Annotated in this window: 22 protein-coding genes; 4 read left to right on the top strand and 18 right to left on the bottom strand. The window is 68.8% G+C overall.

All coding sequences use genetic code 11. The features are described from left to right. Positions 1-10: 10 nt before the first annotated feature. From ACFQS9_RS04165 to ACFQS9_RS04145, 5 genes are read right to left on the bottom strand one after another with little or no spacing between them, the layout of a single operon-like run. Positions 11-1,561 carry an APC family permease gene (locus ACFQS9_RS04165; RefSeq protein ID WP_378401865.1) on the bottom strand — a complete coding sequence of 517 codons (1,551 nt, stop codon included), beginning with the start codon at positions 1,559-1,561 and terminating at the stop codon, positions 11-13. A 5-nt stretch (positions 1,562-1,566) separates the two neighbouring features. Continuing rightward, positions 1,567-2,439, bottom strand: a complete 873-nt coding sequence (locus ACFQS9_RS04160; protein WP_378401863.1) for a universal stress protein — start codon at positions 2,437-2,439, stop codon at positions 1,567-1,569. A 50-nt stretch (positions 2,440-2,489) separates the two neighbouring features. Continuing rightward, a complete protein-coding gene (locus ACFQS9_RS04155) occupies positions 2,490-4,454 on the bottom strand; it encodes a primary-amine oxidase (RefSeq protein WP_378401861.1) in 1,965 nt (654 codons plus the stop codon). Further along, positions 4,447-5,802 (bottom strand): 4-aminobutyrate--2-oxoglutarate transaminase, encoded by a 1,356-nt coding sequence (gabT, locus tag ACFQS9_RS04150; protein WP_378401859.1) that lies wholly within the window; start codon positions 5,800-5,802, stop codon positions 4,447-4,449. The genes ACFQS9_RS04155 and gabT overlap by 8 nt, the downstream gene beginning before the upstream one ends. A gap of 40 nt (positions 5,803-5,842) precedes the next feature. Continuing rightward, positions 5,843-7,273 (bottom strand): gamma-aminobutyraldehyde dehydrogenase, encoded by a 1,431-nt coding sequence (locus ACFQS9_RS04145; RefSeq protein WP_378401858.1) that lies wholly within the window; start codon positions 7,271-7,273, stop codon positions 5,843-5,845. A 505-nt stretch (positions 7,274-7,778) separates the two neighbouring features. On the opposite strand from ACFQS9_RS04145, the gene ACFQS9_RS04140 reads away from it, so the two are divergent. Then, positions 7,779-8,165 carry a hypothetical protein gene (locus ACFQS9_RS04140; protein WP_378401856.1) on the top strand — a complete coding sequence of 129 codons (387 nt, stop codon included), beginning with the start codon at positions 7,779-7,781 and terminating at the stop codon, positions 8,163-8,165. Between the two features lie 30 nt (positions 8,166-8,195). Here the strand turns inward: ACFQS9_RS04140 and ilvA are convergent, their stop codons facing one another. Next, entirely contained in the window at positions 8,196-9,509 is a 1,314-nt protein-coding gene (gene ilvA, locus ACFQS9_RS04135) for a threonine ammonia-lyase IlvA (protein WP_378401898.1), read from the bottom strand. A gap of 124 nt (positions 9,510-9,633) precedes the next feature. Further along, positions 9,634-10,068, bottom strand: coding sequence for a nitroreductase family deazaflavin-dependent oxidoreductase (locus tag ACFQS9_RS04130; protein ID WP_378401854.1), 435 nt, complete (start codon positions 10,066-10,068; stop codon positions 9,634-9,636). A gap of 111 nt (positions 10,069-10,179) precedes the next feature. Here ACFQS9_RS04130 and ACFQS9_RS04125 point away from each other — a divergent pair, with 111 nt between their 5' ends. Then, positions 10,180-10,437 carry a hypothetical protein gene (locus ACFQS9_RS04125; RefSeq protein WP_378401852.1) on the top strand — a complete coding sequence of 86 codons (258 nt, stop codon included), beginning with the start codon at positions 10,180-10,182 and terminating at the stop codon, positions 10,435-10,437. A 30-nt stretch (positions 10,438-10,467) separates the two neighbouring features. Here the strand turns inward: ACFQS9_RS04125 and ACFQS9_RS04120 are convergent, their stop codons facing one another. The 6 genes from ACFQS9_RS04120 to lspA form a co-directional block, all read right to left on the bottom strand. After that, on the bottom strand, positions 10,468-11,265 hold the full coding sequence (locus ACFQS9_RS04120; protein ID WP_378401850.1) for a TetR/AcrR family transcriptional regulator: 798 nt from the start codon (positions 11,263-11,265) through the stop codon (positions 10,468-10,470). A gap of 68 nt (positions 11,266-11,333) precedes the next feature. Then, a complete protein-coding gene (gene dnaE / locus ACFQS9_RS04115; RefSeq protein ID WP_378401848.1) occupies positions 11,334-14,876 on the bottom strand; it encodes a DNA polymerase III subunit alpha in 3,543 nt (1,180 codons plus the stop codon). Positions 14,877-15,000: 124 nt separating this feature from the next. Beyond that, positions 15,001-15,942 carry an EamA family transporter RarD gene (gene rarD, locus ACFQS9_RS04110; protein ID WP_378401846.1) on the bottom strand — a complete coding sequence of 314 codons (942 nt, stop codon included), beginning with the start codon at positions 15,940-15,942 and terminating at the stop codon, positions 15,001-15,003. After that, entirely contained in the window at positions 15,939-16,598 is a 660-nt protein-coding gene (locus tag ACFQS9_RS04105) for a hypothetical protein (RefSeq protein WP_378401844.1), read from the bottom strand. Before ACFQS9_RS04105 ends, rarD begins: the two co-directional genes overlap by 4 nt. After that, positions 16,591-17,517, bottom strand: a complete 927-nt coding sequence (locus tag ACFQS9_RS04100) for an RluA family pseudouridine synthase (RefSeq protein ID WP_378401842.1) — start codon at positions 17,515-17,517, stop codon at positions 16,591-16,593. The genes ACFQS9_RS04105 and ACFQS9_RS04100 overlap by 8 nt, the downstream gene beginning before the upstream one ends. Then, a complete protein-coding gene (gene lspA / locus ACFQS9_RS04095; RefSeq protein WP_378401896.1) occupies positions 17,514-17,999 on the bottom strand; it encodes a signal peptidase II in 486 nt (161 codons plus the stop codon). Before lspA ends, ACFQS9_RS04100 begins: the two co-directional genes overlap by 4 nt. A gap of 162 nt (positions 18,000-18,161) precedes the next feature. On the opposite strand from lspA, the gene ACFQS9_RS04090 reads away from it, so the two are divergent. Both ACFQS9_RS04090 and ACFQS9_RS04085 read left to right on the top strand, forming a co-directional pair. Next, the gene (locus tag ACFQS9_RS04090) at positions 18,162-19,121 is read left to right on the top strand and encodes a hypothetical protein (protein ID WP_378401840.1); all 960 of its coding nucleotides are present in this window, start codon (positions 18,162-18,164) and stop codon (positions 19,119-19,121) included. Further along, positions 19,121-19,858: a sensor domain-containing protein gene (locus ACFQS9_RS04085; protein WP_378401838.1), complete on the top strand. Its 738-nt coding sequence runs from the start codon at positions 19,121-19,123 to the stop codon at positions 19,856-19,858. The genes ACFQS9_RS04090 and ACFQS9_RS04085 overlap by 1 nt, the downstream gene beginning before the upstream one ends. Before the next feature lie 59 nt (positions 19,859-19,917). Here the strand turns inward: ACFQS9_RS04085 and ACFQS9_RS04080 are convergent, their stop codons facing one another. The 5 genes from ACFQS9_RS04080 to ACFQS9_RS04060 form a co-directional block, all read right to left on the bottom strand. Then, positions 19,918-20,403 (bottom strand): WKL family lipoprotein, encoded by a 486-nt coding sequence (locus ACFQS9_RS04080; RefSeq protein ID WP_465269913.1) that lies wholly within the window; start codon positions 20,401-20,403, stop codon positions 19,918-19,920. Positions 20,404-20,542: 139 nt separating this feature from the next. Further along, positions 20,543-21,847: a DNA polymerase IV gene (locus ACFQS9_RS04075; protein ID WP_465269914.1), complete on the bottom strand. Its 1,305-nt coding sequence runs from the start codon at positions 21,845-21,847 to the stop codon at positions 20,543-20,545. 41 nt (positions 21,848-21,888) lie between these two features. Further along, on the bottom strand, positions 21,889-22,218 hold the full coding sequence (locus ACFQS9_RS04070) for a TfoX/Sxy family protein (RefSeq protein WP_378401834.1): 330 nt from the start codon (positions 22,216-22,218) through the stop codon (positions 21,889-21,891). A gap of 47 nt (positions 22,219-22,265) precedes the next feature. Then, positions 22,266-25,445, bottom strand: coding sequence for an isoleucine--tRNA ligase (gene ileS / locus ACFQS9_RS04065; protein WP_378401832.1), 3,180 nt, complete (start codon positions 25,443-25,445; stop codon positions 22,266-22,268). Between the two features lie 238 nt (positions 25,446-25,683). After that, positions 25,684-25,932 carry a hypothetical protein gene (locus ACFQS9_RS04060; RefSeq protein WP_378401830.1) on the bottom strand — a complete coding sequence of 83 codons (249 nt, stop codon included), beginning with the start codon at positions 25,930-25,932 and terminating at the stop codon, positions 25,684-25,686. Positions 25,933-25,977 lie beyond the last annotated feature (45 nt).

The following is a 25,977-nucleotide window of genomic DNA, read 5'->3' as shown; positions in this document are numbered from 1 at the left end:
CCACGACCACTCAGGACCGCGACGAGACGTCCGCCTCGCCCGAGAGCGCTGGCGTGTCCCGGGTCAGGGTGCGTCCGAGGAAGAAGTCCGGCTGGCGCAGCCGCATGATCAGCATCAGCACCGCCCCCAGCAGCAGCACGCCGAAGCCCATGAAGAACACCAGCCCGATCCCGCCGATCGACGCGCCGCTGCCGTTCTCCGGGTCCATGCTCTCCCCGACCGAGATCACGAACACCGCCGCCAGCATGATGCCGCCGAGGAGCGGGAACAGGAACTTGAACACGACGTTCCTGGCGCTGGTGAAGAGTTCGTGCCGGAAGTACCAGACGCACGCGAACGCCGTGATGCCGTAGTACCAGCAGATCATGATCCCCAGCGCGGCAATCGTATCCAGCAACGCCCGCTCCGACAGCAACGAGACGACCGTGTAGAAGGCGGCGGTCACCACACCCGCCACCACCGTCGCGTAGGTGGGCACCAGGAAACGCGGGTTCACCTCGGCGAGCTTGCGCGGAAACGCCCGGTACGCGCCCATCGCCAGCATCGTCCGCGCGGCGGGCAGGAACGTCGTCTGCAGGCTCGCGACCGAGGAGGCGAACACGGCCAGGAACAGCAACAGGCCCGCCCAGTGGCCGAGCACTGGTTCGGCCAGCGCCCCGAACACGTTCTCGGAGTTGTCCGGATTGCCGAGTCCGAGACCGTCCTCACCCACCCCGGCGTACATCATCACCGCGACGGCGACCAGCAGGTAGGTCACCAGAATCGACACGACGCACAGCAGTCCTGCCCGGCCCGGGGTCTTCTTCGGGTCCTTCGACTCCTCGCCGAGGGTGAGGCAGGTGTCCCATCCCCAGAAGGCGAAGATCGAGCCGGTCACCCCCACCACGAACGCCCCGAGGGCGAGCCCGCTGAACGGGTTGAACCAGGATGGATCGAAGTCCAGCCCCGCGGGCGCCGAACCCGAGGCCACCCGGACGAACGCGGTGACCACGAAGACCAGGAGCACCACCATCTGAAACCCGACCAGCACGAACTGGATTCGCTGGCTCGTGGTGATGCCTCGGCCCGAGATCCACGTCGCTATCGCGAGGAACACCAGCGTGGTGGCGATGTTCACGCCCTTGTTGCCGGCCAGGTCCTCGATTCCCGGTTGGTCGAAAACCCGGGCGAGGAACAGGTAGAAGAACTCCACCGCGATGGCGGCGAGGTTGGACAGCACGATGATCGTCGCCATCACCATGCCCCACCCGCACATCCAGCCGACATACGGGCCGAACGCCTTGGTGGACCAGGTGAACGACACGCCGCAATCGGGCGATTCCGAGTTCAGCTCCCGATACGCGTACGCGGTGAGGAACATCGGGATGAAGCCTGCGATGAAGATGGCGGGCATCTTCAGACCCACCGCGGCCACGATCAGGCCGATGCTCGCCGTGAGGGTGTACCCGGGCGCCACGCAGGAGATGCCGATCACCGCCCCCGACAAGGTGCCGATCTTTCCCGGCGCGAGCCCCTTGGTGACGAGGCCACCCGCGGCGGGATGCTCCGCTCGGTCGGTCATGGTCGTCACACTCCCTCTTTCGGCACGACGATCATCGGAACCGGAACGATCCGGAGCATCTTGGACACGGTCGATCCGAGGAAGAGGCGCCGGGGAAGTGCGAGTCGGCTGGAACCGACCATGATCAGATCCCCGTCGCTCCACTCGAGCTTGCTCACCGCCGATTCGACGTTGGCGCCGTCCGCGACCACCGACTCGACCGCGACGTCCTCGGGCAGGCCCGATCTCGCCTCCTCGAGGACCTCCCCCGCGTGCGCGATGGCCCGCTGACGGGCCGATTCCGGTGTGTCCGAACGCCTCCGGGCGGACATGTCGAGTGGCACCAGCGACACCAGCCGCAGCGGAGCCATCGACCGCCTGCTCACCCTCAACGCCTCTCGCAGCAGCCGCCCGGCACCCACGCGGGTGCCCACCGCGCAGGTGACGGTCCGGATCTGCTTCGCCCCCGAATGCCTCATGCCCCGCGGCGCCAGCGCCATCGGAAGGTGCGCGCAGTGCAGCAGTTCCCCGGTGACGGACCCGATCGAGTGTCGCCCGAGCAACCCGTCCCCGGAGGCCCCGATGACGATCATCTCCGCCTCGATTTCATCGGCCATGTCGAGCAGACCCTGGGCGAAGGACTCGTTGGAGCGCAGGTGGGTGCGGACGGTGATGTCGTCCGGCACGGTGGCGCGCGCCTCCACCAGCCAATCCACCGCCTGATCGGAGAGCAGGTCCTCGTAGGCCGAGTCGACGGGGATCCTCGTGGGCACCGGCTCCTCGTCCGGTAGCACCAGGCAGATGTCGATCTCGGCACCGAGGCTGCGCGCGAGCAGAACGCCGAGCGCGAGACCGTCCGCACCGCTGGGAGTCGCGAGATACCCCACTACCAATCGCATGTCGGCCAACCAATCGTCGGTGGGCGGTCAGGAACTCGTGCGGTCCGCGATCACTCCTGCCCCTCGGGATGACAGCAGTGCTCGTCCGTGGCGGCATGACGCTGCTTTGCCGGGGTCGGTGCCACGTCCAGTGCCGGGTTGCGGTCGAAGAAGCCGACCGGCTTGAGCCAGAAGCTCACCGTGTCCACCGGCATCACCGGCCAGTCCTCGGGCCGGGTGATGTGGTGGATCCCGAAGACATACCAGAGCACGACATCGGTGTTCTCGATGGATCGGTTCGCCCTCGTCCACTCGGGAAGTCCGTGGTCGACGCCGCTCTGATTGACGAATTCGCCCGAGGGCCAGCGCTCGTCGGGGTCGTTCGGGGTCACCCAGAGGGTGTGCCCGATCACCTGACTGCGCTGGAAGATCGGCGACGCCGGATCGAACATCGAGGGGAACGCGCCGCCGGGGACCAGTTTGTACGACGGTGCGGTGCCCAATCCGTTGGTGGTGTTGTCGTTGACCACCTTCCAGGCCCGCTGGGTCTGCCAGTCGAAGTCCTGCTTGCCCTGCTCCTCGGTGCGCAGAGCGGTGTTACGTTGCCGCAACGACAGCCCGTACGGATTGTCGGGGCCCATCGGAACCATCTCGGTCTCGGTGGCGTACACCGTGTTCTCGGTCCCGTCGACGTCGAGGTCCATCCGGGCGACCAGGAAGTGCTGGTGGTACGGCGCGTACGTTCGCTCGTCCACGAGCGTGCCGTGGGGGTGTGCGACGCCCTCGTCGAAGTGACTGACCACCATGATTCCCGTTGCGCGGACCTCACATTCGATGTTGCCGTCCTGGTAGAAGCGCCAGTAGGTGAGGTACTCGTAGTTCGCCACGGTGACGTGGAACGAGACGGTGAGCCGGCGCATCCGGCGCACCTCCGCACCGTCGTGATCGACATGCTTCCAGAGGACGGCGTTGTCCTCCTCGTGGATGCAGATCGCGTTCTTGATCGTGTACGGCTCCCCCTTGCTGTTGTGCAGCACCGCGTCGAGGTACCGGATCTCACCGAGGCAGTCGCAACCCAGCTCCAGCGAGGTGGTCATGAACCCGATGCCCCACTCGCCGATGTCGAAGGCGGTGCGGCGGTAGTGGTCGTCGCAGTGGTCCCGGTACGGCACGACCATCTCCGCGAACGAGAGACGGTTGGCGATCGAGCGACGGCGGCCGTTGTCGTTGTAGGAGACCGCGTGCAGGGTCATGCCCTCGCGGTAGTTGAACCCGACGCGCAGCGACCAGTTCTGCCACTCGAGCTTGTTCCCGTCGAGCGTGAACGACGGCCCCTCCGGCTGGGTGATCTCGAGCGGCTTCAACGATTCCCGCGTGCCGGCCTTGCGAATCCGTTCGGGGATGTGCCGCGGCACGTACTCCCCCATGATCCGCGGCCGGTCCACGGAAAAGGAGTCCTCGATCTCGAGCAACTCCATGCTGTTGACGTCGATCACGCAATGGAAGCCGTTCACGGGCCCGGCATAGGGATTCGCGCCCTCCGCCGCCTTCACCCAGGTGTCCGACCAGCCGAGCCGGCGGCCCTTGTATTTGTCGGGGATGACGGCCTCACCGTAGGTCCAGGTGTCCATGAAGACCAGGCTCATGTCGGTGATCCCGCGCCTCGCCAAAGCGGCGACGACGTCCGGGTGGTTGCGCAGGACCTCGTCGCACTCCTCCCACTCGTCGACGGTGAAGTTCGCCTGCACGCCGGGAACGTGCCGCCAGGTGAGCACCGCGTCGGAGGTGAGTGAGACCAGCGCCTTGTAGGTCCTGTTCTCGGCCCGCTCGAAGCACACCACGTGCGCGCGGCGATCCGGCACTGTCGCGTCCGCCTCGAACGCGGCGATGTCCGCCTTGGACGGCTCGGCGAGCTCGATCGAGGCGTACCGCCAGCCCGGGCCCACCCCGTGCTCGCGCGCGAGAACGGCCGCGACCGCGGCGAACTCCTCGGACGCCAGCGGGTCGAGCGGATGAGAGTTGTCAGCCTCAGTCACGGTTGCCCCCTGCCAGTGATCGGATGATTGCCTCCAGGACGTCGAGGGCCTCGCCGAACAGTTCCTCGCCGATCACCAGTGGCGGGAGCAGCCGGATCACGTTGCCGTGGGTGCCGCAGGTGAGCACGATGACGCCCTGCTCCAGCGCCTGTGCCGCGATGGCCTTGGTGATCTCGGGGTCCGGCTCGGTGCCGCCCGGCCGCACGAACTCCATCGCCTGCATGGCCCCGCGGCCCCGCACCTCGCCGATCACTCCGACCTCCTCGGACAACGCGCGCAGCCGGCGCTGCGCGAGCTCACCGATTCGCCGGGCCCGCCCTGGCATGTCGAGTGCGCGCATCGATTCGATCGCGGCGAGCGCGGCAGCGCAGGCGATCGGGTTGCCGCCGTAGGTGCCGCCGAGTCCGCCGGGATGCACCGCGTCGAGCAGCTCGGCCCGGCCGGTGATCGCGGCGAGCGGCAGACCGCCCGCGATGCCCTTGGCCATCGTGATGATGTCCGGCACGATCCCCTCGTCCTCGCTCGCGAACCAGGCGCCGGTACGGGCGAAGCCGGTCTGTACCTCATCGGCGATGAAGACGACCTCGTTCGACCGCGCCCATTCGGTCAACGCGGGCAGGAATCCCGGTGCGGGCACGATGAATCCGCCCTCGCCCTGGATCGGCTCGATGATGATCGCGGCCACCGAGTCGGCGCCGATCTGCTTCTCGATCTGGTCGATGACCCGGCGCGCCGCCTCCGCGCCGCTCAGTCCCGCCTCGTCGCGGAACGGGTACGACATCGGCATCCGGTAGATCTCGGGGGCGAACGGACCGAAGTTCGCCTTGTAGGGCATCGCCTTCGCGGTCAACGCCATCGTCAGGTTCGTGCGCCCGTGATAGGCGTGGTCGAAGGCGATGACGGCGTTCCTGCCGGTCGCCAGTCGCGCCACCTTGACCGCGTTCTCCACCGCCTCCGCGCCGGAATTGAACAGCACCGAGCGCTTGTCGTGGTCGCCGGGGGTGAGGACGGCCAGTTCCTCGGCCACCCGAACGTATCCCTCGTACGGGGTCACCATGAAACAGGTGTGCGCGAAATGCGCGGCCTGCTCGGAGACGGCCTGCGCGACATCGGGGTTGGAGGCGCCGACACTGGTGACCGCGATACCCGCTCCCAGATCGATGAGCGAGTTCCCGTCCACGTCGACCACGACGCCGCCGTCGGCATCGGCCGCGTAGACCGGGACGCTGGAGCCGACCCCCGCCGCGACCGCCGCCCTCCGCCGCGCGGCCAGCGCCTGCGACCTCGGGCCGGGCAGCGCGGTGACGAGCGATCGTTCCTGCGGCAGTCGGTACCGGAGTGCGTCCATCGTGGCGGTCCTCGAGTGTCCGGGGGCGGGTGGTCTCGGCTCAGTCGTGGGAGCTCATGACGTGCTTGAGTCGGGTGTAGTCCTCGACCCCGTAGGCCGAGAGGTCCTTGCCGTAACCGGAGTACTTGAATCCGCCGTGCGGCATCTCGGCCACCAGCGGGATGTGGCAGTTCACCCACACCGCCCCGAAATCGAGGGCGGCGGACATACGCTGGACAGTCCCGTGGTCCCTCGTCCACACGCTCGAGGCGAGACCGAACCGGACGTCGTTGGCGAGTTCGACGGCCTGTTCCTCATCCGAGAAGGACTGCACGGTCAGGACCGGGCCGAAGGTCTCCTCCTGCACGATGTCGTCCTCCTGCCGCACGCCGGTGACGACGGTCGGCTCGAGGAAGAAGCCCTGCTCGCCCAGTCGCTTCCCCCCGGTGACGACTTTCGCGTGGGCGGGCAGCGCGGCGATCTTGGCGGTCACCGCGCTGAAGTGGTTCACGTTGTTGAGCGGTCCGTAGAAGGTGTCCGGATCGTCCGGCAACCCGGTCTTGAGGCCTCGTGCCTTGGCCACCAGTGCGTCGACGAAGTCGTCGTGGATCGACTCGTGGACGAGCACCCTCGTCACCGCCGTGCAGTCCTGGCCCGCGTTGAAGAACGCCGCCTCCGCGATCCCACCCGCGGCCTTGTCGACGTCGACGTCGGCGAACACCACGGCGGGTGCCTTACCGCCGAGTTCGAGGTGCGCGCGCTTGACCTGCTTGGCGGCCGACACCGCCACCGCGATGCCGGCCCGGACGGACCCGGTGATCGAGACCAGCCCGAGGTCCGGGTGCTCGACGAGGGTCGCGCCGGTGCCACCGTTGCCGAGCACCACGTTCAGCACGCCGTCGGGCAGGATCCCCTTCGACAGCCGGGCGAGGACCAGCGTGCTCTCGGGCGTGGTGTCACTCGGCTTGAGCACCACGGTGTTTCCTGCGGCGAGGGCGGGCCCGATCTTCCAGATCGCCATCATGAACGGGTAGTTCCACGGCGTCACCTGGCCGACCACCCCGATCGGCTCGCGGCGGACATAGGAGGTGAACCCGTCCATGTACTCGCCCGCCGACTTGCCCTCGAGCATGCGGGCCGCACCCGCGAAGAACCGGAGCTGGTCCGCCCCGACCTTCACCTCCTCCGCGGCGATGACCGCCTTCGGCTGACCGGTATTGCGGCACTGGGCCTCGACGAGCTCGTCGCTGTGCGCCTCGATCGCATCGGCGAGCGCGAGCAGCGCGGCCTGCCGGATGCCGGGGGTGGTCCGCCCCCAGGACTTGAAGGCCTCCCGGGCCGCGGCGACCGCCGCGTCGATGTCGGCCTTGGTGGAGATCGGCGCCCGGGCGACCACGGTCTCGTCCACCGGGTTGATCACCTCGATCGATTCCGTTGCGGTGGAGGCGACGAAGCGACCGTTGACGAAGTTCTCGAGCAGATCTACTGCCATGGATTCCCACACCTCCGGAGGCGGCTGCGAGTTCACGAGTTGCGACAAGTGTGCGCCACGTCGCCGCATCCGCGCAGGCATACCGGACGCGGCCGGGGAATCGACGAACCCGGCGATCGCGCGGCGTATCCGACGGCTCCTCGAACCGTTCCGGCCGGCGGAATGCCGGGTGGCGGCGGCGGTCCCACGATGCGCGGATGGGTTGCCTTGTGCGCGTGAACCTTCGGCCGGCGCGCGAAGCTTCCCGCCGGCGGCACACCCTCGCCGACAGTTATGACAGGAGCCCGTTCGGGCAACTGATGCCACCTCCTGCGTGCCCTCAGACTAGCCGGGATTGCACTGTTCAGAGGCGGTTTCGGCACAATCCGCTGCCGGCCACGAACCCGCTTGCCGGTACTTCGAGGATGGCTATTCGGACAGCCTGGCGGCTATCATTCGAAGCGATGTTCCGGACGGTCTTTGACCAGATCGGGGCCGTCTCCTTGGAATGAGAGGAGCCCCCACAATGAAACTTCACAAGGCCACGACGCTCCCCGTGTTGGTCATCGCGACGATGGGGATCGGCGCCGGTACTTCCTACGCCTCGCCCGCACCCCCGGATGACACGACGATCACCTACCAGGCCCCCGCCAACCCGGATCCGCTGTCCGGCGTGCTCGAGCCGCACGAGGTGTACAGCCAGAGCGCCTACGAGAACATGATCACGCAGTTCGAGATCGGCTGGACGCGCGGCGGAAATATCGGGGCGGGCGTCGGAGCCGTGGTGGGGTGCGTCCTGTTCATCTTCGTCGGCTGCATCCCCGGCGCGGCGATCGGCGCCATCACCGGTGCGAGCAACGCGAACCCCGCCTTGGCACCGGCCTTCTTCGATTTCGTGCGCACCCTGCCCTGACCGGACCGTCCGGCCCGACTCCCGCGCCGCCTAGGTGAGGTAACGGTAGGCGGGCGAGCCGGGCTCGAGCTGCTCGACGTGCACGCCGGAATCGTGCATTCGCTCCAGAAGCGGGGGCAGCCCCTCGGCCGAGCCGAGCTCGATGCCCACCAACGCCTCACCGGTCTCGCGATTGTTCCGCTTCACGTATTCGAAGAGGGTGATGTCGTCCTCAGGGCCGAGGACCTCGTCGAGGAACCGGCGCAGCGAACCCGGCTCCTGCGGGAAGTCAACAAGAAAATAATGTTTGAGCCCGAGATGAACCAGCGAGCGCTCGAGGATCTCGCCGTAGCGCGACACGTCGTTGTTACCGCCCGAGATCAGGCAGACGACGGTGCTCCCCGGCTCGACCTTCACCAGCTCCAGCGCCGCGACCGACAGCGCACCCGACGGCTCGGCGATGATGCCCTCGTTCTGGTAGAGGCCCAGCAACGCCGTGCAGACCGCACCCTCGTCAGCGTGGATCATCGCGAACGTGCCTTCGCCGGCGATACCCGAACGCGGCTGAGCCATCAGCGGCAGCGAACCGTGCGAGACGACGCCGGCACCCAGCGCCGACATCACCTCCAACGGCAGGTCGCCGATCCGCCGGACGGCGGTGCCGTCGACGAACGGGTCGATCTCCGGCAGCGTCACCGGCGCGCCCGCGACCAGCGCCGCCGTCATCGATGCCGCGCCGCTCGGTTCCACCCCGACGATCGCGGTGTGCGGCGAACGCTCGTGCAGGTAGGTGGCGATGCCCGCGATCAGCCCGCCCCCACCGACCGGGACGATCACCGTGCCCGGCTCCTCGCCGAGCTGCTCGAGGATCTCGGCGGCGATGGTGCCCTGACCGGCCGCGGTTCGCGGGTCGTCGAACGGCGGCACCATCGTCGCACCGGTCCGCACGACGTCGTCCTTGGCCGCCGCCGCGGCAGCGTCGTAGGTCTTACCGGTCGCGATCAACTCGACGTACGAGCCACCATGGGCCTTGATCCGATCTCGCTTCTGCCTCGGCGTGTTCGCGGGCACGTAGATCCGGCCGCGGATGTGCATCGTCCGGCAGGCATAGGCCACACCCTGAGCGTGATTGCCTGCGCTCGCGCAGACGACGCCGACCTCCCGCTCGGCCGCGGTGAGTTGGACCATCAGGTTGTAGGCGCCGCGCAGCTTGAACGAGCGGACCACCTGCAGGTCCTCCCGCTTGAGGTAGACCTTGGCGCCCGTGGCCGCCGACAAGCGCTCGCTGAACTGGAGCGGGGTCACCGCGACGACGTCGGAAATTCGCCTGTGGGCAGCATCGATCTCATCCGCATCGAGCGGCATGGTGGCCTTCAGGTCGGCGAGTTCCGGGGTTTTCGACACCTCAATATGCTGCCACCTGCGCCCTCGGGCCGGCGACCCGACCCGTGTCTGCGCCGCGAGGATCGGACTGGGAGCGCCGCCCTGCCTACTGCGGTGTGAGCACGAACACGGGAATCTGGCGGTCGGTCTTCTTCTGGTACTCGGCGTAGTCGGGCCAGACCGCGACGGCACGCTCCCACCACACGGTCTTCTCGTCGCCGGTCACCTCGCGGGCGATCATGTCCCGCTTCACGGGGCCGTCCTGCAGTTCGACGTGCGGATCCGCGATGACGTTGTGGTACCAGACAGGGTGCTTCGGTGCCCCGCCGAGCGAGGCGACGATCGCGTACTCCCCGTCGTGCTCGACGCGCATCAGCGGAGCCTTGCGGAGCTTGCCGGTCCTGGCACCCTTGGTCGTCAGCAAGACCACCGGTTTGCCCTGCATGGTCGTACCCTTGGTCCCGCCGGAACTCTCGTACAGCGCGGCCTGATCGGCGGACCACTTCGTCGGACTGGGCTCGTATTCTCCTGTCAGCGGCATTTCACCAGTGAACACCCGCGCCCGCGGCGGTGCATCCCAACGCGCCGACCTTCGGCGGTCGAACTCAAGTGTTCGCTCGACCGAACTTCGATTTCCTTGTAGCCTGAACTCATGACCACCGCCGACTATGCGCCGCACGCCCGCCGCGTGCCGCGCAGCCGTGGCGCCTCCGTGGACCTGGCCGGGACCGAATGGCCGCTCTACAAGCTCGAGGCGCTGGCGGTCAGCCTGCTGGTGTTCATCGCCCTCCTCGCGATCACCCAGGCATTGCAGCCTGCCGTGCTGGTCGCCGCCGCCACCGCCGTCGTCGTGTGGTGGGCGCGTCGGCTGTACTGGAAGTACACGGCCGACCGGTCGACGCTCGACTGACCGCCCTGGCCGACTGACCGCCGTGCTCGACTAACGGCCGCGTTCGACACCGTCCAGCACGACGTCGAGGCCGACGGCGAAGTTCTCGAGCGCCTCGTCCTCGAGCTGCGGCGCCCGCCCACCGTCGCGAAACCCGTGCCGCTCCTCCTCCGCGGCCGCGACCCCGAGCCGCACCAGCATCGGAAAGCGCTCGGCGAAATCCGGGGCCACCTGCTGCAGCAGCGCGGACCGCGTCGACCACCACTGCTCGTCCGACATCCCGGTCGCGACGGCAGCCCGCCGTGACTCGGCGACGGCCGCGGCGGAACCGCGCACGAAATGGAACAGCACACCGACGACGCGGCGGAGGACCCGGGCGGACAGGCCCGCCTCGAACAGGATCCGCACCAACGCTTCGAGGACGGCCTGTTCCCCCGGCCCCAGCACAGGGCGCGCATACGAGACGCTGAGCGTCCACGGATGCCGGATGTAGAAGGCCCACAGGTCCTGGGCCCACGACGTCGCGGCCGGCCGCCATCCCTCGTCGAGGTCGTAGTCGGTGGGGAGCTCACCGTGCGCCCGGTCGTACATCAGGTCCACCAGCTCGCTCTTGCTCGGCACGTAGGTGTACAGCGCCATGGCCGTTCGCCCGAGTCGCGCGCCGACAGCTCGCATGGACAGCCCGGCCATCCCGGCCTCATCGGCGACCGCGATCGCGACCGCGACGATCTCGTCCACCGTCAGCGCCGGCCTCGGACCCGGTGCGGGTCTCGGGTCGGCGGCGACCGGTGCCCGCCACAGGAGCGCCATCGATCGCGCTGCATCGCCCTGACCTGCGACCACACTCACCGTTCGAATCTCCTTATGCCGTAAGTGATTAATACCTTAGGGCGTAAGGAGATTCGGGTCGGAGGCCCCTAGACGGCGAGACAGCCCGGACCGAGCAGCGCCTTGAGATCGCCCATCAACGCGGAGGACGGTTCCACCCGCAGGCTGTCGTCCAGCTTGAGGGTCGTGATCCGGTCGCCGATGATCAACCTCAGGTGCACGTCCGAGGTACCGGGATGCCGGATCAGCACCTGCTTGAGGGCGCCGACCTTGTCCTCGGTGCACAGCCGCGTCGGCAGACTCACCGCCACCGGCTTCGCCACCCCGACCGCGGAGAGGTCCGGCACCGCGAGATCGTTGCCGATCAACGACATCCGATCGTCTCGGATCGAGACCCTGGCCTTGACCAGCACGATGGCGTCTTCCGCGATGTCCATGCCGTACACCGAGTACGCCTGCGGGAAGAACAGGACCTCGATGCCACCGACGAGATCCTCGAGCTGAATGATCGCCCAGGTCAGACCGTTCTTGTTGATCCGGCGGTCCACCGAGGCGATGATGCCGCCGATGGTCACCTGGGCGCCGTCCTTGACCTCGCCCTCGAGGATCGACGCGATCGAGGTGTCGGACTGCTGCCGGAGGATGTGCTCGACGCCGTTGAGGGGGTGCCCGGAGACGTAGAGGCCCAGCATCTCCCGCTCCAGCGCGAGGCGGTGCTTGGTCTCCCACTCCTCGTCCGGAACCCGGATCGCGAAAACGGACGCGAGTGAGTCGTCCCCGCCGCCGCCGGCATCTCCGAACAGATCGAACTGCCCGACCGCCTCGGCCTTCTTGGTGCCCAACACCGACTCGATGGCATCGGTGTGAACCAGGAACAGGCCCTTGCGCGGATGATCGAGCGAATCGAAGGCGCCCGCCTTGATCAGCGACTCGGTGACCTTCTTGTTGCAGGCGACCACGTCGATCTTGTTGAGGTAGTCCGAGAAGTCGGTGAACTTCGACTTCTCCGTGCGCGCCTTGATGATCGAGGCCACCACGTTCGCGCCGACGTTGCGCACCGCGCCCATGCCGAAGCGGATGTCGCTGCCGACCGAGGCGAAGTTGACCTCCGACTCGTTGACGTCCGGCGGGAGCACCGTGATGCCCATCTTCCGGCAGTCCGCCAGGTAGATCGCGGACTTGTCCTTGTCGTCGCCGACCGAGGTGAGCAGACCCGCCATGTACTCGGCCGGGTAGTTGGCCTTGAGGTACGCGGTCCAGTAGGAGACGAGGCCGTAGCCGGCGGAGTGCGACTTGTTGAACGCGTACCCGGCGAAGGGCAGCACCGTGTCCCACAACGCCTTGATGGCCTTGGCGCCGAAGCCGTTGGCCAGCATGCCCGCCTCGAAGCCCTCGAACTCGGCCTCGAGCACCGAGGCCTTCTTCTTGCCCATGGCGCGACGCAGAATGTCGGCTCGACCCAGCGAGTAGCCGGCCACCTTCTGGGCCAGCTGCATGATCTGCTCCTGATAGATGATCAGGCCGTACGTCTCCGAGAGGATGTCCTTGAGCGGCTCCTCCAGCTCGGGGTGAATCGGGCTGACCTCTTCCAGCGCGTTCTTGCGCTTGGCGTAGGAGGTGTGCGCGTTCATGCCCATGGGTCCGGGGCGGTAGAGGGCGAGGGCGGCGACGATGTCGCCGAACCCGGTCGGCTGCATCAGCTTCAGCAGCTCCCGCATGCCGCCGCCGTCGAGCTGGAACACCCCGAGGGTGTCCCCGCGGGAGAGCAGCTCGAAGGTGGCCGGGTCGTCCATCGGGATGGTGTCGAGGTCGAGGTCGATGCCCCGGTTCGCCTTGATGTTCTCGAGTGCATCACCGATGACCGTGAGGTTCCGCAGCCCCAGGAAGTCCATCTTGAGCAGGCCGATGTCCTCACACGACGGGTAGTCCCAGCCGGTGATGATGGCGCCGTCCTGCGCGCGTTTCCACACGGGGATCGCATCGGTGAGCGGCTCGGACGACATGATCACCGCGCAGGCGTGCACGCCCGCGTTGCGGATCAGGCCCTCCAGGCCCTTGGCGGTCTGGTAGATCTTCGCGACGTCCGGGTTCGCGTCGATCAGCGCCCGGACCTCGGCGGCCTCCTTGTAGCGCTCGTGCTCGGGATCGGTGATGCCGGAGACCGAGATGTCCTTGGCCATGATCGGCGGCGGCAGCGCCTTGGTGATCTGGTCGGCGATGGCGAAGCCCGGCTGACCGAACTGGACGCGGGCCGAGTCCTTGATCGCGGCCTTCGTCTTGATGGTGCCGAACGTGATGACCTGGGCCACCCGGTCGCTGCCCCACTTGTCGGTGGCGTAACGGACCATCTCGCCGCGACGGCGATCATCGAAGTCGATGTCGATATCGGGCATCGAGACGCGCTCGGGGTTGAGGAACCGCTCGAACAGCAGCCCGTACGGGATGGGGTCGATGTTGGTGATGCCCATCGCGTAGGCGACGAGCGATCCGGCCGCGGAACCACGGCCGGGGCCGACCCGGATGCCGACGTCCTTGGCGTGGTTGATCAGGTCGCCGACCACCAGGAAGTAGGCCGGGAAGCCCATCTCGTTGATGACGCCGATCTCGTAGTCGGCGCGGTCGAGGTACTCCTGCGGCGGGCCGCCGGGGAAGCGGCGGTCGAGGCCGGACAGCACCTCCCTGCGCAGCCAGCTGGCCTGGGTCTCGCCCTCGGGCACCGGGAAGATCGGCATCCGGTCGCGGTGCTTCCAGACGTCGTCGTAGGGCTGGATCCGCTCGGCGATCAGCAGGGTCGAATCGCAGGCGCCGGGGACCTCGTCGTCCCAGATCGCGCGCATCTCCTCGGCCGACTTGAGGTAGTAGCCGTCGCCGTCGAACTTGAATCGGGCCGGATCGCTGAGCGTCTTGCCGGTCTGGATGCAGAGCAGCGCCTCGTGGTTCTCGGCGGCGTCCTTGGTCACGTAGTGGCAGTCGTTGGTCGCCAGCGGCGGGATGCCGAGCTTGCGCCCGATGTCGAGCAGTCCCTCGCGCACGCGCCGCTCGATGGACAGTCCGTGGTCCATCAGCTCGAGGAAGAAATTGTCCTTGCCCCAGATCTCCTGCCACTTCGCGGCCGCCTCGAGGGCCTCGCGGTCGTGGCCCAGGCGCAGCCGGGTCTGCACCTCGCCGGAGGGGCAGCCGGTGGTCGCGATGATCCCCTCGTGGTGCTCGGCGATGATCTCCTCGTCCATCCGGGCCCACTTGCCGAGCTGGCCCTCGATCGAGGCGCGGGAGGAGAGCTTGAACAGGTTCCGCACGCCGGTCGCGTTCTCGGCGACCATCGTCATGTGGGTGTAGGCGCCGCTACCGGAGACGTCGTCGGACTTCTGGCCGGGGTCGCCCCACAGCACGCGCTTGGTGTTGAAGCGGGACTCCGGCGCGATGTACGCCTCGATCCCGATGATCGGCGTGATGTCGTGCTTCTTCGCCTCGTTGTAGAACTCGCTGGCGCCGAACATGTTGCCGTGGTCGGTCATCCCGACCGCGGTCATACCCAGCCGCTGAGCCTCTTTGAAGAGGGGACCGACCTTGGCCGCACCGTCGAGCATCGAGTACTCGGTGTGATTGTGCAGATGAACGAACGAGTCAGCCACGCGCGCCTCTCAAGCTCTTGCAGGACTGGGAGCGCCCCGATGTTTTCAGCGCCCTGAGTGTAGGCGGTGGGGCCGACAGCGTCGGTCACCCGCGCCGGGACGGAGCGCGGCGGGGCACGAACGGTCAGCCCGCCGGGACGAGGACCGTGCGGCGGGACCGGCGCACCCGGCGGACCGCGTCGGTGGTGAAGATCAGCAGCGCCAGCCAGATCAAGGCGAACCCGGCCCATCGCGAGCCCGGCATGTCCTCGTGCAGCACCGCGACCCCCCACAGCATCTGAAGCGACGGGGTCAGGTACTGGATGATCCCGAGCGCCACCAGCGGCACCCGCTTGGCGGCGGCGCCGAACAACAGCAGTGGCACCGCCGTCACCACGCCCGCGGCCATCAGGAGCAGCGTGTGGCCCGCGCCGTGGCCGACGAACGTGCCCGTCCCCGTGACCGAGAGGAAGACCAGGTACCCGATCGCGAACGGCGCCGTGACGACGCCCTCGGCGGTGAGGCTGGTCACCGGATCGAGCGGGACCACCTTCTTGAGCAGCCCGTAGGCGCCGAAGCTCGACGCCAGGACGAGGGCGATCCAGGGCGGCCTGCCGTAGTCGATCGTGAGCACCAGCACCGCGACCGCCGCGAGCCCCAGCGCGGCCGCCTGCCACCGGTTGACCCGCTCCAGGAAGACGATCATCCCCAGCAGCACGCTGACGAGCGGATTGACGAAGTAGCCGAGCGCCGTTTCGACCACCCGCCCCGACAGCACGCCGTAGATGTAGGTGCCCCAGTTGACGGAGATCATCAGCGCGGCGCCCGCCACGATCGCCACGGCCTTCGGGGTGAGGGTGCGCAGCCGCGAGAGCCGATGCAGCAGGGCGCCGATCGTCAGCATCACGAACAGGGTCCACAGCATCCGGTGGGCCAGGATCTCGACCGCACCGGCGGGGGCCAGCAGCCCGAAGAAGATCGGGAACATCCCCCACATCAGGTGCGCGCCGACGGCAGCGGCGACGCCCAGCTCGCCGTCCGATCTCCGCGACGACCCCGGTACCGCCGGACTCGGGGAGCCGGTCACCGCGCGGGCACCTCGCCGTCGTCCGGGCCGGGCCGCACCACGTCGATGTGCTCGGGCAGCAACGGGGTGACCGCGAACCGGCCGTGGACGGCATCCGCGGGCAGCGCCTCGACCGCTCGGACGCCGGGCCGGGCCGCCAGTTCCCGCAACCGCGCGAGGTCCCCTCGGACGGTCATCCCGGCCACGCAGGCGCACCCTGATTCGAGACGCCCCGCCGACACCGCATCGATGCGCGCCTGCCGGTCCCACTCCCCCGCCGTGCCCTGCAGCCGGCCGGCCGCGACGCCCGGCGAGCGGCGTACCGCCTCCTGGTTCGCGGGCACGTCCACCCCGATCAACTGGGTCTGCACGCGGTCGAGCGGGACCCGGAACAACATCCGCGAGATCCGGACGCCGTCGGCGAGCCCGTACGCCTGATCCGCGGTCATCTCGATGTCGAGCGAGACCAGCGCCCAGCGCGGGTCGGCATCGGGCCCGCCGATCGAGGCACCCGCGCGCGCGAGATACCCGTCGACGGGTTCGCCGCCCTCGGGGCCGAGCCGGTCGGTCACGATCGACGTCGGCCGCGGCGGGTTCACCACCCCGAGGGTCACGACCACGAGAGCCAGGGCAGCCGCACAACCGGCCGCCGCGACCGCCGCGGCACGGTCACGCACTCCTGAGGACCTCGAGGGCGTGTTGCAGGTCCTTCGGGTAGTCGCTGGTGATCTCCATCCAGCGGCCGTCCGAGGGATGGGCGAACCCGAGCGCGCGGGCGTGCAGCCACTGCCGTTCGAGGCCGAGCCGCTCCGCGAGGCGGGGGTCGGCGCCGTAGGTCAGGTCGCCGCAGCACGGGTGCCGCAGCGCCGCGAAGTGCACCCGGATCTGATGCGTGCGACCGGTCTCCAGGTGGATGTCGAGCAGGCTCGCGGCCTGGAAAGCCTCCACGGTGTCGTAGTGCGTGATGCTGGGCTTGCCGTCCGCGGTGACCGCGAACTTCCAGTCGTTGCTGCGGTGCCTGCCGATCGGGGCGTCGATCGTGCCGCTGCTCGGATCCGGGTGTCCCTGCACCAGCGCGTGGTATCGCTTGTCGATGGTGCGCTGCTTGAACGCGCGCTTGAGCAGCGTGTACGCCCGCTCACTCGTCGCGACCACCATCACCCCGGACGTGCCGACATCGAGCCGGTGCACGATGCCCTGTCGCTCGTGCGCGCCGGAGGTGGAGATCCGGAACCCCGCCGCGGCGAGCCCGCCGATGACCGTCGGCCCGGTCCACCCGACGCTCGCGTGCGCGGCCACACCGACCGGCTTGTCCACCACCACGACGTCCTCGTCGGAGTACAGGATCTCCATGCCCTCGACCGGCTGCGCCTCCACCGTCAGCGGTCGCGCGGGCTCGGGGAGTTCCACTTCGAGCCAGGCGCCCGCGGGCAGCCGGTCCGACTTGCCGACGGCGGTGCCGTCGAGCAGGACCGCGCCCTCGTCCGTCAGTGTGGCGACCGCGGTCCGCGACAGCCCGAGCAGCCGGGCCAGGCCGGCGTCCACGCGCATACCCTCGAGCCCGTCCGGGACGGGCATCGATCGTGTCTCCCTCATTCGCCCGCCGCCTTCGCGTCGCGGGTTCCGTCGGGTTCGAAGCCGAACAGGGTGAGCGCGACCAGCAGGATCGCCCCGCAGACGATCGCCGAGTCCGCGACGTTGAACACCGGCCACCAGCCGACCGACACGAAGTCGACGACGTGGCCCTGCAGGGGGCCCGGGGCGCGGAAGATCCGGTCGATCAGGTTGCCGAGCGCGCCGCCGAGCACCAGCCCGAGGCCGAGCGCCCACCACGGCGACCGCAGGGTCCTGCCGATCTTGATGACGCCGATCACCACAGCGATCGCGACCAGGGTCAGCACCCAGGTCATCCCGGTGGCCATCGAGAAGGCGGCACCGGGGTTGCGGACCAGGGTCAGTGTCACCACGTCACCGATCACGCTGATCGGGTCGCCCGGCTCGATGTGCCGCACCGCGAGGATCTTGGTGACCAGGTCCAGCCCCAGGATCAGGGCCGCGATCGCGACGAGCATCGGCATCCTCAGCGGTGCCTGCGCGGAGGCCACCGCGGTCACACCCCCCGTCGCTTCGCTCGCCCCGATGCCGGGGTTCTCCGCATTCTCCGCTTCGCTCACCCAGCCATCATCCCTTACCGTGGCATGCCGGACCCCACCACACCCGACCGTGGCTAACCTGGTCGCGTGTCTGTGTTCACTCATCGGTCCGCCCTCCCGGCAACGGCGACGGCCCGGACCGCTCTGGTCGCCGCGACCCTTGCCCTCTCTTCCTTCGTCTCCGCGTGCGGGTCCGGCGGCGACGCCGCCCCCACCGATGTCCCCACCGCGTCCGCGAAAGAGGTCACCGTCCCGGTCTCGGCCATGACGGCCACCGTCCTCGATCCGGGCGCCGAGCCCCGCCAGCGGGTGACCGTGCACCCACCGATCGGTTCCGAGCAGCACGCCACGCTGACCACCAGCTCGCAGGTCTTCCAGCAGATCGACGATCAGCCACAGCAGGACTTCTCGACCCCCGAACTCCGCACTCCCCTCACCGCGACCGTTCGAGGCGATCAGTCCGATCCGGCCGTGCAGGTGGACGTGACGCTCGGCTCGATCAGCACGCCGGACCCCCGCCTCGCCGACGCGCTGACGGAGGCGGAGGGGTCGGGTGCGGGATTCACCGTCACCCCGAGCGGGGCGATCACCTCGCTGCGGATCACGCCCGACCCCGAGTCGAGGGACATCGCCCGTTCCGCCGTCGAGCAGGCCCTCTACCAGTCCGTCTATCGCACCGTGTCCTTCCCGGACGCGGAGATCGGGATCGGGGCGGTGTGGACCCTCCGGCAGCAGGTGATGAGCGGGATCGCGCTCGATCAGGTGACGACCGCGACCCTGCGTGAGCGGGACGGGGACCGGCTCACCGTCGACGTCTCGGTCACCCAGACCCCCGAGTCTCCCGTGTGGGACCTGCCGGACAAGTCGAGCCGACTCAACATCGAGACCTACGTCATGACCGGGACCGGCACCATGGTCGTCGACCTGAATCAGCCGCTGCCGGTCGGCGGCGACGTCACTGTCGGCGGCCACCAGAGCTATCGCGACCCGAACGGCACCACGACGCTGCGACAGACCATCACCAACCGGGTGCAGTGGTCGGGGTGATGAGCACCACCGCCCGTGCCTGCGCAGCCGCGTTGGCCGCGCTGCCCCTGCTCGCGGCGTGCTCCGGGTCGGCCGACGAGGTGCAGCCGACGGTGGCCCCGCTGCCCGCCCCCGTCACCGCTGCGGCGGCCGGCTCGGGCCCGATCACCGACCCAGCCCGACTGCGCGCGGCGCTGCTGACCCCGGCCGACCTACCGACCGGCTTTGCGCCCCTTGCAGATCCGGTAGCGGACCTGGGCCTGCCCCCCGCGCCGGAGTACGACGCCGCCGACCGCTCGAGCACCGACCCGCAGGCCTGCGCGGCCGTGCTCCGCGAGGTGGCGGACCAGGCGCCCGGGTCGGCGGCGCGCGCGGTCGCGCGGTTCGGCGGGCCCGACTTCACCAGCATCGACATCGACGCCGCGAGTTACCCGGACGGGGGCGCCGCGGCGGCGCTGGCCCGCGTCCAGGAGGCCTTCGACGGCTGTGCCGAGTACCGGGGCACCGACGCCGACGGTTTCGCGGTGCAGTACCGCCTGGGGGGCCTCGGTCAGCCCCCGGTGGGTGATGCCTCGACCTCGGTCCGCCTGCTCACGTCGAGCGACGGGGTGACGATGACCTCGGACGTGATCATCGCCCAGGTCGGCTCGACCCTGATCCAGCTCGTGGCCTCCGGGCAGGAGCCCATCGGCGCCGACTTGCTCGGGCGGCTGGCCGGGACGGCGGTGGACCGGGTCCGCGCGGCCTCGCCCGCGTGAAACGCCGAATGCCGGCACCCCTTGCGGGGCACCGGCATTCGGTCGGGTGCTGCTGAGCGTCAGACGCAGGCAGGCGAGGTGAGGTTCGCCAGCTTGACGATGTTGCAGGCGTACTCCTTCGACAGCTTCCACTGGCCGTTCTCGACCACGAAGCCGGCGGTGCCGGCGCTGACCTGGCCGCCGATGTCCATGTTGACGGTGGCGGTGAGGGTGCCGTCGCCGTTGTCGAGGATCGGGTCGACGACGGTGACGGTGGCGTTGGACTGCTTGGCGGCCGCGGCCACCGCGTCGAACAGGCCCGGGTCCGACTCGCCGTCCTGGACCAGGGCGGTCTTCTCGGCGACCGGGGTGGCCGGGTCGAGGCCCTTGACCAGCATCGCGTTCAGCTCGACCGCAGAGGGCACCGGGGGGTACTCGATGTCGGCGACCGTGGTGGTGGCCTTGGCGGTGGTCGTCGACTTGGCCTCAGAGCTGTCGTCACCACAGGCGGCGAGCGAGAGGGCGGCCGCCACGGCGACACCGGCGATGAGGGTCTTGCGGAGCATCAATGCTTTTCCTTTTTCTCGGGTGAACATGTTCTCGGTGCTCGTGTGTTGCTCAGAGCGATTCAGCGGTTGCGTCCACTATGGCATCCACCGAAGTGTGTCTGTGACTGTAGTCAACAGGACAAAAATAAGGTGATCCTTAATGAAGGCTCGCCTCGGGGTCGGCGCGGGCAAGTCCGTCGTCGTCCTCGGCAAAGGTACGCGCGACGCCCGGGCCGGTCGAGCGGGTCTCGAAACGAACCGTGACCACGCCATGTCCGCAGCCCTGCACCCATCCGTGACCGAACTCCGGGTGTACGACGTCCTGACCGGGGCGCCAGCGCGCCGCGTCCACGACCGTCGGGATCGCCGGCGCCGGCACCGCAGGCGCCGCCTCCAATTCTGTGATGAGCATCACATCACCCTGGTCCAGGTCGGGGAACAGCGAGCCCTGCCGAACCGAGGTGAGCCCGCCGAGCGAGACCCCGACCAATCGCACCGGGCCGAGCTCGAGCGGATCGATCACCTGACGCTGCGCGGTGGCCACGAGCGTCTGCAGCTCCGTCGTCGCATAGGGCAGCGTCGCCGACCGGGTGACGATGCTCATGTCGGACTTCCTCAGCTTCAACACCACCGTCCTGGCCGCCCGGCCGTCGCCGAGCAGCCGGGCGTGCGCGGCCGCGCCGGTGCGGTCCACCGCCGACCGCAGCTGGTCCAGGGTGACCAGATCGGCCGCGAACGTGGTCTCGGCGCTGACCTGTTTGGCGTCGGCACGCTCGGCCACCGGACGGTCGTCGATCCCCTTCGCGAGGCGATGCAGGCTCGGCCCCATCGTGGCGCCGAGCACCGAGACGATCTCCGTCTCCGACGTCGCCGCGAGCCCGCCGATGGTCTCGATCCCGAGCCGGCGCAGCTTCTCGTCCGCGACCGGCCCGATCCCCCACAGCTTGCGAACCGGCAACGCCTCGAACAGTGCGCGCTGTTCACCCGGGGTGACCACGCGCACCCCGTCCGGCTTCGCCAGACCGGAGGCGATCTTCGCGATCTGCTTGCCCGCTCCGGCACCGATCGATGCGACCAACCCGGACCGCTCCCGGATCAGCGCACGCAACTCCTCCGCGAACGCCCGCACCGCCTCCGCGTCGGCCCCCACCAGCTCCGGGGGCTCTCCGAACGCCTCGTCCATGGAGAGCATCTCGAGGACCGGCATCCGCGTGCGCAGGGCGTCGAATACCGTCTTGCTCAGCATCGAGTAGAGGCCGCCGCGCGGCGGCAGCACCACCGCGCCCGCGCCGACCATGCGCCTGGCCTGGTGCATCGGCATCGCCGACCGCGCCCCGTAGGCGCGCGCCTCGTAGCTGGCGCCCGCGACCACCCCGCGCCCACCGAGCCCGCCGACGAGCACCGGCCGCCCACGCAGGGTCGGCCGGGTGAGCTGCTCGACGGAGGCGAAGAACGCGTCCATGTCGAGGTGCAGCACCCAGCGGCGCGAGGTGGACGGTCCCGTCACGTGGCCTTGGGTTTCTTCTTCTTCGGCACCGGCAGGACATCGGCGGTGCGCTGGATGAACTCGTGCAGCCACCGGGTGTCCTCGATCCGCTCGGGCGGGATCGCGAGGTGGTCCTTCGCACCCGGATAAGGGGGTGCCAGCGCGTCCGCGCCGAGGTAGCCGTCCGCCACCTCGGTCGGCTTGACGAAGACGGTGTCGTGACAGATCAACGCGACCATCTTCTCGTCGCAGTACAACCCGTACTCGCCGAACATCGCACGGGCGCGCACGTCCAGGGGCTCGAGCTGCCCGAGGACGTACGCGACCGTCTCCTTACTGGTGCTCATGCGTGCAAGCTACGCCCGGTCACCGACAGATCACCGGATGACGCGTCTCACGCCTTGGTGATCACGACCCGGGCGCCCTCGCCCAGCTCGATCGACTCGGGTCCGCTCGCCTCACCGAGCTCGAGGCTGGTCGCGAGGATCTCCCCCGCGATCAGCTCACGGTGCCGGGCCGCCCATTCGAGTCGGTCCTCGGGCACCTGCAGGGTGACGACGATCCGGTCCGAGACCTCCAGGCCGGCCGCGCGGCGGGCGTCCTGCAATTCGCGGATGCGGTCCTTCGCCCAGCCCTCGGCCTCCAGCTCCTCGGTGACCGCCGAGTCGAGGACCACCAGGCCCGCGTTCTCCGGCAGCGCCGCGGTGGACTCGGGCTCGGCGGCGACCAGGCGCTGGGTGTACTCGGACGGGAGCAGGGCGATGCCAGCGGCGGTGACGACCCCGTCGACCTCGGACCAGTCCCCGGCCTTGACCGCCTTGATGACCGTCTGCACGTCCTTGCCCAGGCGCGGGCCTGCGGCTCGCGCGTTGACGACGAGCTCGAACTTGCCGTGCACGTCCACGTCCTCGGTCAGGTCCACCTTCTTGACGTTGACCTCGTCCGCGATGATGCCGATGAACGGGCGCAGCCGCTCGGCGTCCTCGGCCGCCACGGTCACCTCGGGCAGCGGCAACCGCACCCGCAGGTTCTGCGCCTTGCGCAGGCCGAGCACGGTCGAGCAGACCGAGCGGACCTCGTCCATCGCGCTGACGAGCTCGGGATCGGACGGCAGATCCGTTGCCTCTGGCCAGTCCGTCAGGTGCACGGAACGCCCGCCGGTGAGCCCCCGCCAGATGACCTCGGTCACCAGCGGCAGCAGCGGAGCCGCGAGGCGGGTGACGACCTCGAGCACGGTGTGCAGGGTGTCGATGGCGTCGCGGTCCTCGTCCCAGAACCGCGTCCGGGAGCGGCGCACGTACCAGTTGGTGAGCGCGTCGCAGAAGGTCCGCAGCTCGTCGCAGGCACCCGCGATGTCGTTGACCTCGAGCGCCTCGGTGATCGCGTCACGGGTGCCCGACAGCTTCGCCAGGATGTACTTGTCGAGCACGTTCGGCGAATCGGTGCGCCACTGTCCGGGCTTGCCCGCGTACAGCTGCAGGAAGCTCCACGCGTTCCACAGCGGCATCAGGGCCTGCCGGGAGCCCTCGCGGATGCCCTGCTCGGTGACGACCAGGTTGCCGCCGCGCAGGATCGGCGAGGACATCAGGAACCACCGCATGGCGTCCGAACCGTCCCGGTCGAACACCTCGTTGACGTCCGGGTAGTTGCCCTTGGACTTGCTCATCTTCAGGCCGTCGTCGCCGAGCACGATGCCGTGCGCCGCGACCGTCTTGAACGCCGGGCGATCGAAGAGCGCCGTCGCCAGCACGTGCAGCGTGTAGAACCAGCCACGGGTCTGGCCGTTGTACTCGACGATGAAGTCGCCGGGGTTGTGGCCCTCCTGCCCATTACCGCCGTCGAACCAGTCCTTGTTCTCGAACGGGTAGTGCACCTGCGCGTACGGCATCGAGCCGGACTCGAACCAGCAGTCCAGCACCTCGGGGACGCGGCGCATCATCGACTTGCCGGTCGGGTCGTCCGGGTTCGGGCGGACCAGGTCGTCGATCATCGGCCGGTGCAGGTCGGTCGGCCGCACGCCGAAGTCCGCCTCCAGCTGGTCGAGCGAGCCGTACACGTCGATCCGCGGGTACGCCGGATCGTCCGACATCCAGACCGGGATCGGGCTGCCCCAGTAGCGGTTCCGGCTGATGTTCCAGTCACGGGCGCCCTCGAGCCACTTGCCGAACTGGCCGTCACGGATGTGCTCGGGCACCCAGGTGATCTCCTGGTTCAGCTCGACCATCCGGTCGCGGAACTTGGTGACGGCGACGAACCAGGACGGCACCGCCATGTAGATCAGCGGCTGGCCGCTGCGCCAGCTGTGCGGGTAGGAGTGCTCGATCGTCTCGTGCCGCAGCAGCTTGCCTGCCGCCTTCAGGTCCTTGGCGATGACCGGGTTGGCATCGAACACCTGCAGGCCCTCGTACGGCGGCACCATGGCGGTGAACTTGCCGCCCGCGTCCAGCGGTTGCACGATCTCGATGCCGTTGGCCGTCGCGCAGTCCATGTCCTCCTCACCGAAAGCCGGTGCGAGGTGGACGATTCCGGTGCCGGAGTCGGTGGTGACGTAGTCCGCGGCGAGCGTGCGGTGCGCATTGGCGTGGCCCTTGTCGGGTCCGTGGAAGAAGTCGAACGGCGGCTCGTAGGACAGCCCGACCAGCTCGGCGCCCTTGTGCTCGGAGAGCACGGCCGGCTCCTCGCCGAGTTCGCGGGCGTAGTGCGCCACCCGGTCCTTGGCGAGCACGTACCGCTTGCCGTCCTTGCCCTCGACCTGGACGTAGTCGATCTCGGGATGGACGGCGATCGCCAGGTTGGACGGCAGCGTCCAGGGCGTGGTGGTCCAGATCAGCGCGTTCGCGCCGTCGAGCGGAGAACCGGGCGCACTCAGCGGCATGTCGACGGTGACCGCCGGATCCTGACGCATCTTGTAGGCGTCGTCGAGCTTGGTCTCCTGGTTCGACAGCGGCGTCTGCTCGTACCAGCTGTACGGCAGCACCCGGAAGCCCTGGTAGATCAGCCCCTTGTCGTAGAGCTCCTTGAACGCCCACATGACCGACTCCATGAAGTCCAGGTCGAGCGTCTTGTAGTCGTTGTCGAAGTCGACCCAGCGCGCCTGCCGGGTGACGTACTCGCGCCACTCGTCGGTGTAGCGCAGCACCGACGACTTGCAGGCGGCATTGAACTGCGCGAGGCCCATTTCCTCGATCTCGGACTTGTCCTTGATGCCGAGCTGCTTCTCCGCCTCGAGCTCGGCGGGCAGGCCGTGGCAGTCCCAGCCGAACCGGCGCTCGACCTTCTTGCCGCGCATCGTCTGGAAGCGCGGGATGAGGTCCTTGACGTAACCGGTGAGCAGGTGGCCGTAGTGCGGCAGGCCGTTGGCGAAGGGCGGGCCGTCGTAGAAGACGAACTCGGGCGCCTCGGCCCGGTTGGCGATGGAGGCGCGGAACGTGTCGTCGGCCGCCCACTCGGCCAGCACCCGCTGCTCGAGCTCGGGAAAGCGCACGTTCGTGTTGGCCTTGCCGCCGCCGAGATCAACTCGCGGATAGCCGGCGCCCGTCTGATCGGATCCGTTGCCGGTCGAGTTGTTCGTCAACCCAGTTACTCCCTCGTGCCGTGTCTGGCACGGGGACGACGGCAGCGCCTCTGCGCTGCGACCGCGGTACCACCCCGCTTGCCCGGCTGCGGCGGCACCGCCGTCCGGACCTCTCGTGCTGGGCTGTGACGGGCCCACCCGTTCGGTTCTACTGAGCGACCGTTCTTCGCGAACGCGCGCCGTTCTTCCGAAGGCTCCCCGGTGATGGCCGGATCAGCGCCACATACTGACTGCGATTCTAGTCGCCGGCGTCAAATCGCCTGTCCGACGACTCCCGGCCCGTGTCGGCCCGCCCATCCGATGGCGTGGCCCCGGGTTCGGACGCATCCGGTGCGGTGTTGCCGCGTAGCGAACTCACCAGCAGCAACACCGCACCGACCACGCAGACCACGATGCATCCCCATGCCCACACGACCGATCCGGTCATCAGGGCGACCACCAGCAGCGCGAACCCAACCGCTGCCATTACGAGCGTCAGGATCAGCACGGCATACCCCTGGGTCAGCTTGTAGGACGGCCGACAGGCGATACC

Source organism: Rhodococcus daqingensis (assembly GCF_042665615.1).
Lineage (GTDB): Bacteria > Actinomycetota > Actinomycetes > Mycobacteriales > Mycobacteriaceae > Rhodococcus_G > Rhodococcus_G daqingensis.
Note: the sequence above shows the minus strand (reverse complement) of the source record. Positions and strands in the feature narration are given on the sequence as shown.

Coding starts and splice junctions, on each gene's coding strand:
- ACFQS9_RS04165 (WP_378401865.1), bottom strand. CDS start 1,561: ATGACCGACCGAGCGGAGCATCCCGCCGCGGGTGGCCTCGTCACCAAG.
- ACFQS9_RS04160 (WP_378401863.1), bottom strand. CDS start 2,439: ATGCGATTGGTAGTGGGGTATCTCGCGACTCCCAGCGGTGCGGACGGT.
- gabT (WP_378401859.1), bottom strand. CDS start 5,802: ATGGACGCACTCCGGTACCGACTGCCGCAGGAACGATCGCTCGTCACC.
- ACFQS9_RS04145 (WP_378401858.1), bottom strand. CDS start 7,273: ATGGCAGTAGATCTGCTCGAGAACTTCGTCAACGGTCGCTTCGTCGCC.
- ACFQS9_RS04140 (WP_378401856.1), top strand. CDS start 7,779: ATGAAACTTCACAAGGCCACGACGCTCCCCGTGTTGGTCATCGCGACG.
- ilvA (WP_378401898.1), bottom strand. CDS start 9,509: ATGCCGCTCGATGCGGATGAGATCGATGCTGCCCACAGGCGAATTTCC.
- ACFQS9_RS04130 (WP_378401854.1), bottom strand. CDS start 10,068: ATGCCGCTGACAGGAGAATACGAGCCCAGTCCGACGAAGTGGTCCGCC.
- ACFQS9_RS04125 (WP_378401852.1), top strand. CDS start 10,180: ATGACCACCGCCGACTATGCGCCGCACGCCCGCCGCGTGCCGCGCAGC.
- ACFQS9_RS04100 (WP_378401842.1), bottom strand. CDS start 17,517: ATGAGGGAGACACGATCGATGCCCGTCCCGGACGGGCTCGAGGGTATG.
- lspA (WP_378401896.1), bottom strand. CDS start 17,999: ATGCCGATGCTCGTCGCGATCGCGGCCCTGATCCTGGGGCTGGACCTG.
- ACFQS9_RS04085 (WP_378401838.1), top strand. CDS start 19,121: ATGAGCACCACCGCCCGTGCCTGCGCAGCCGCGTTGGCCGCGCTGCCC.
- ACFQS9_RS04080 (WP_465269913.1), bottom strand. CDS start 20,403: ATGCTCCGCAAGACCCTCATCGCCGGTGTCGCCGTGGCGGCCGCCCTC.
- ACFQS9_RS04075 (WP_465269914.1), bottom strand. CDS start 21,847: ATGGACGCGTTCTTCGCCTCCGTCGAGCAGCTCACCCGGCCGACCCTG.
- ACFQS9_RS04070 (WP_378401834.1), bottom strand. CDS start 22,218: ATGAGCACCAGTAAGGAGACGGTCGCGTACGTCCTCGGGCAGCTCGAG.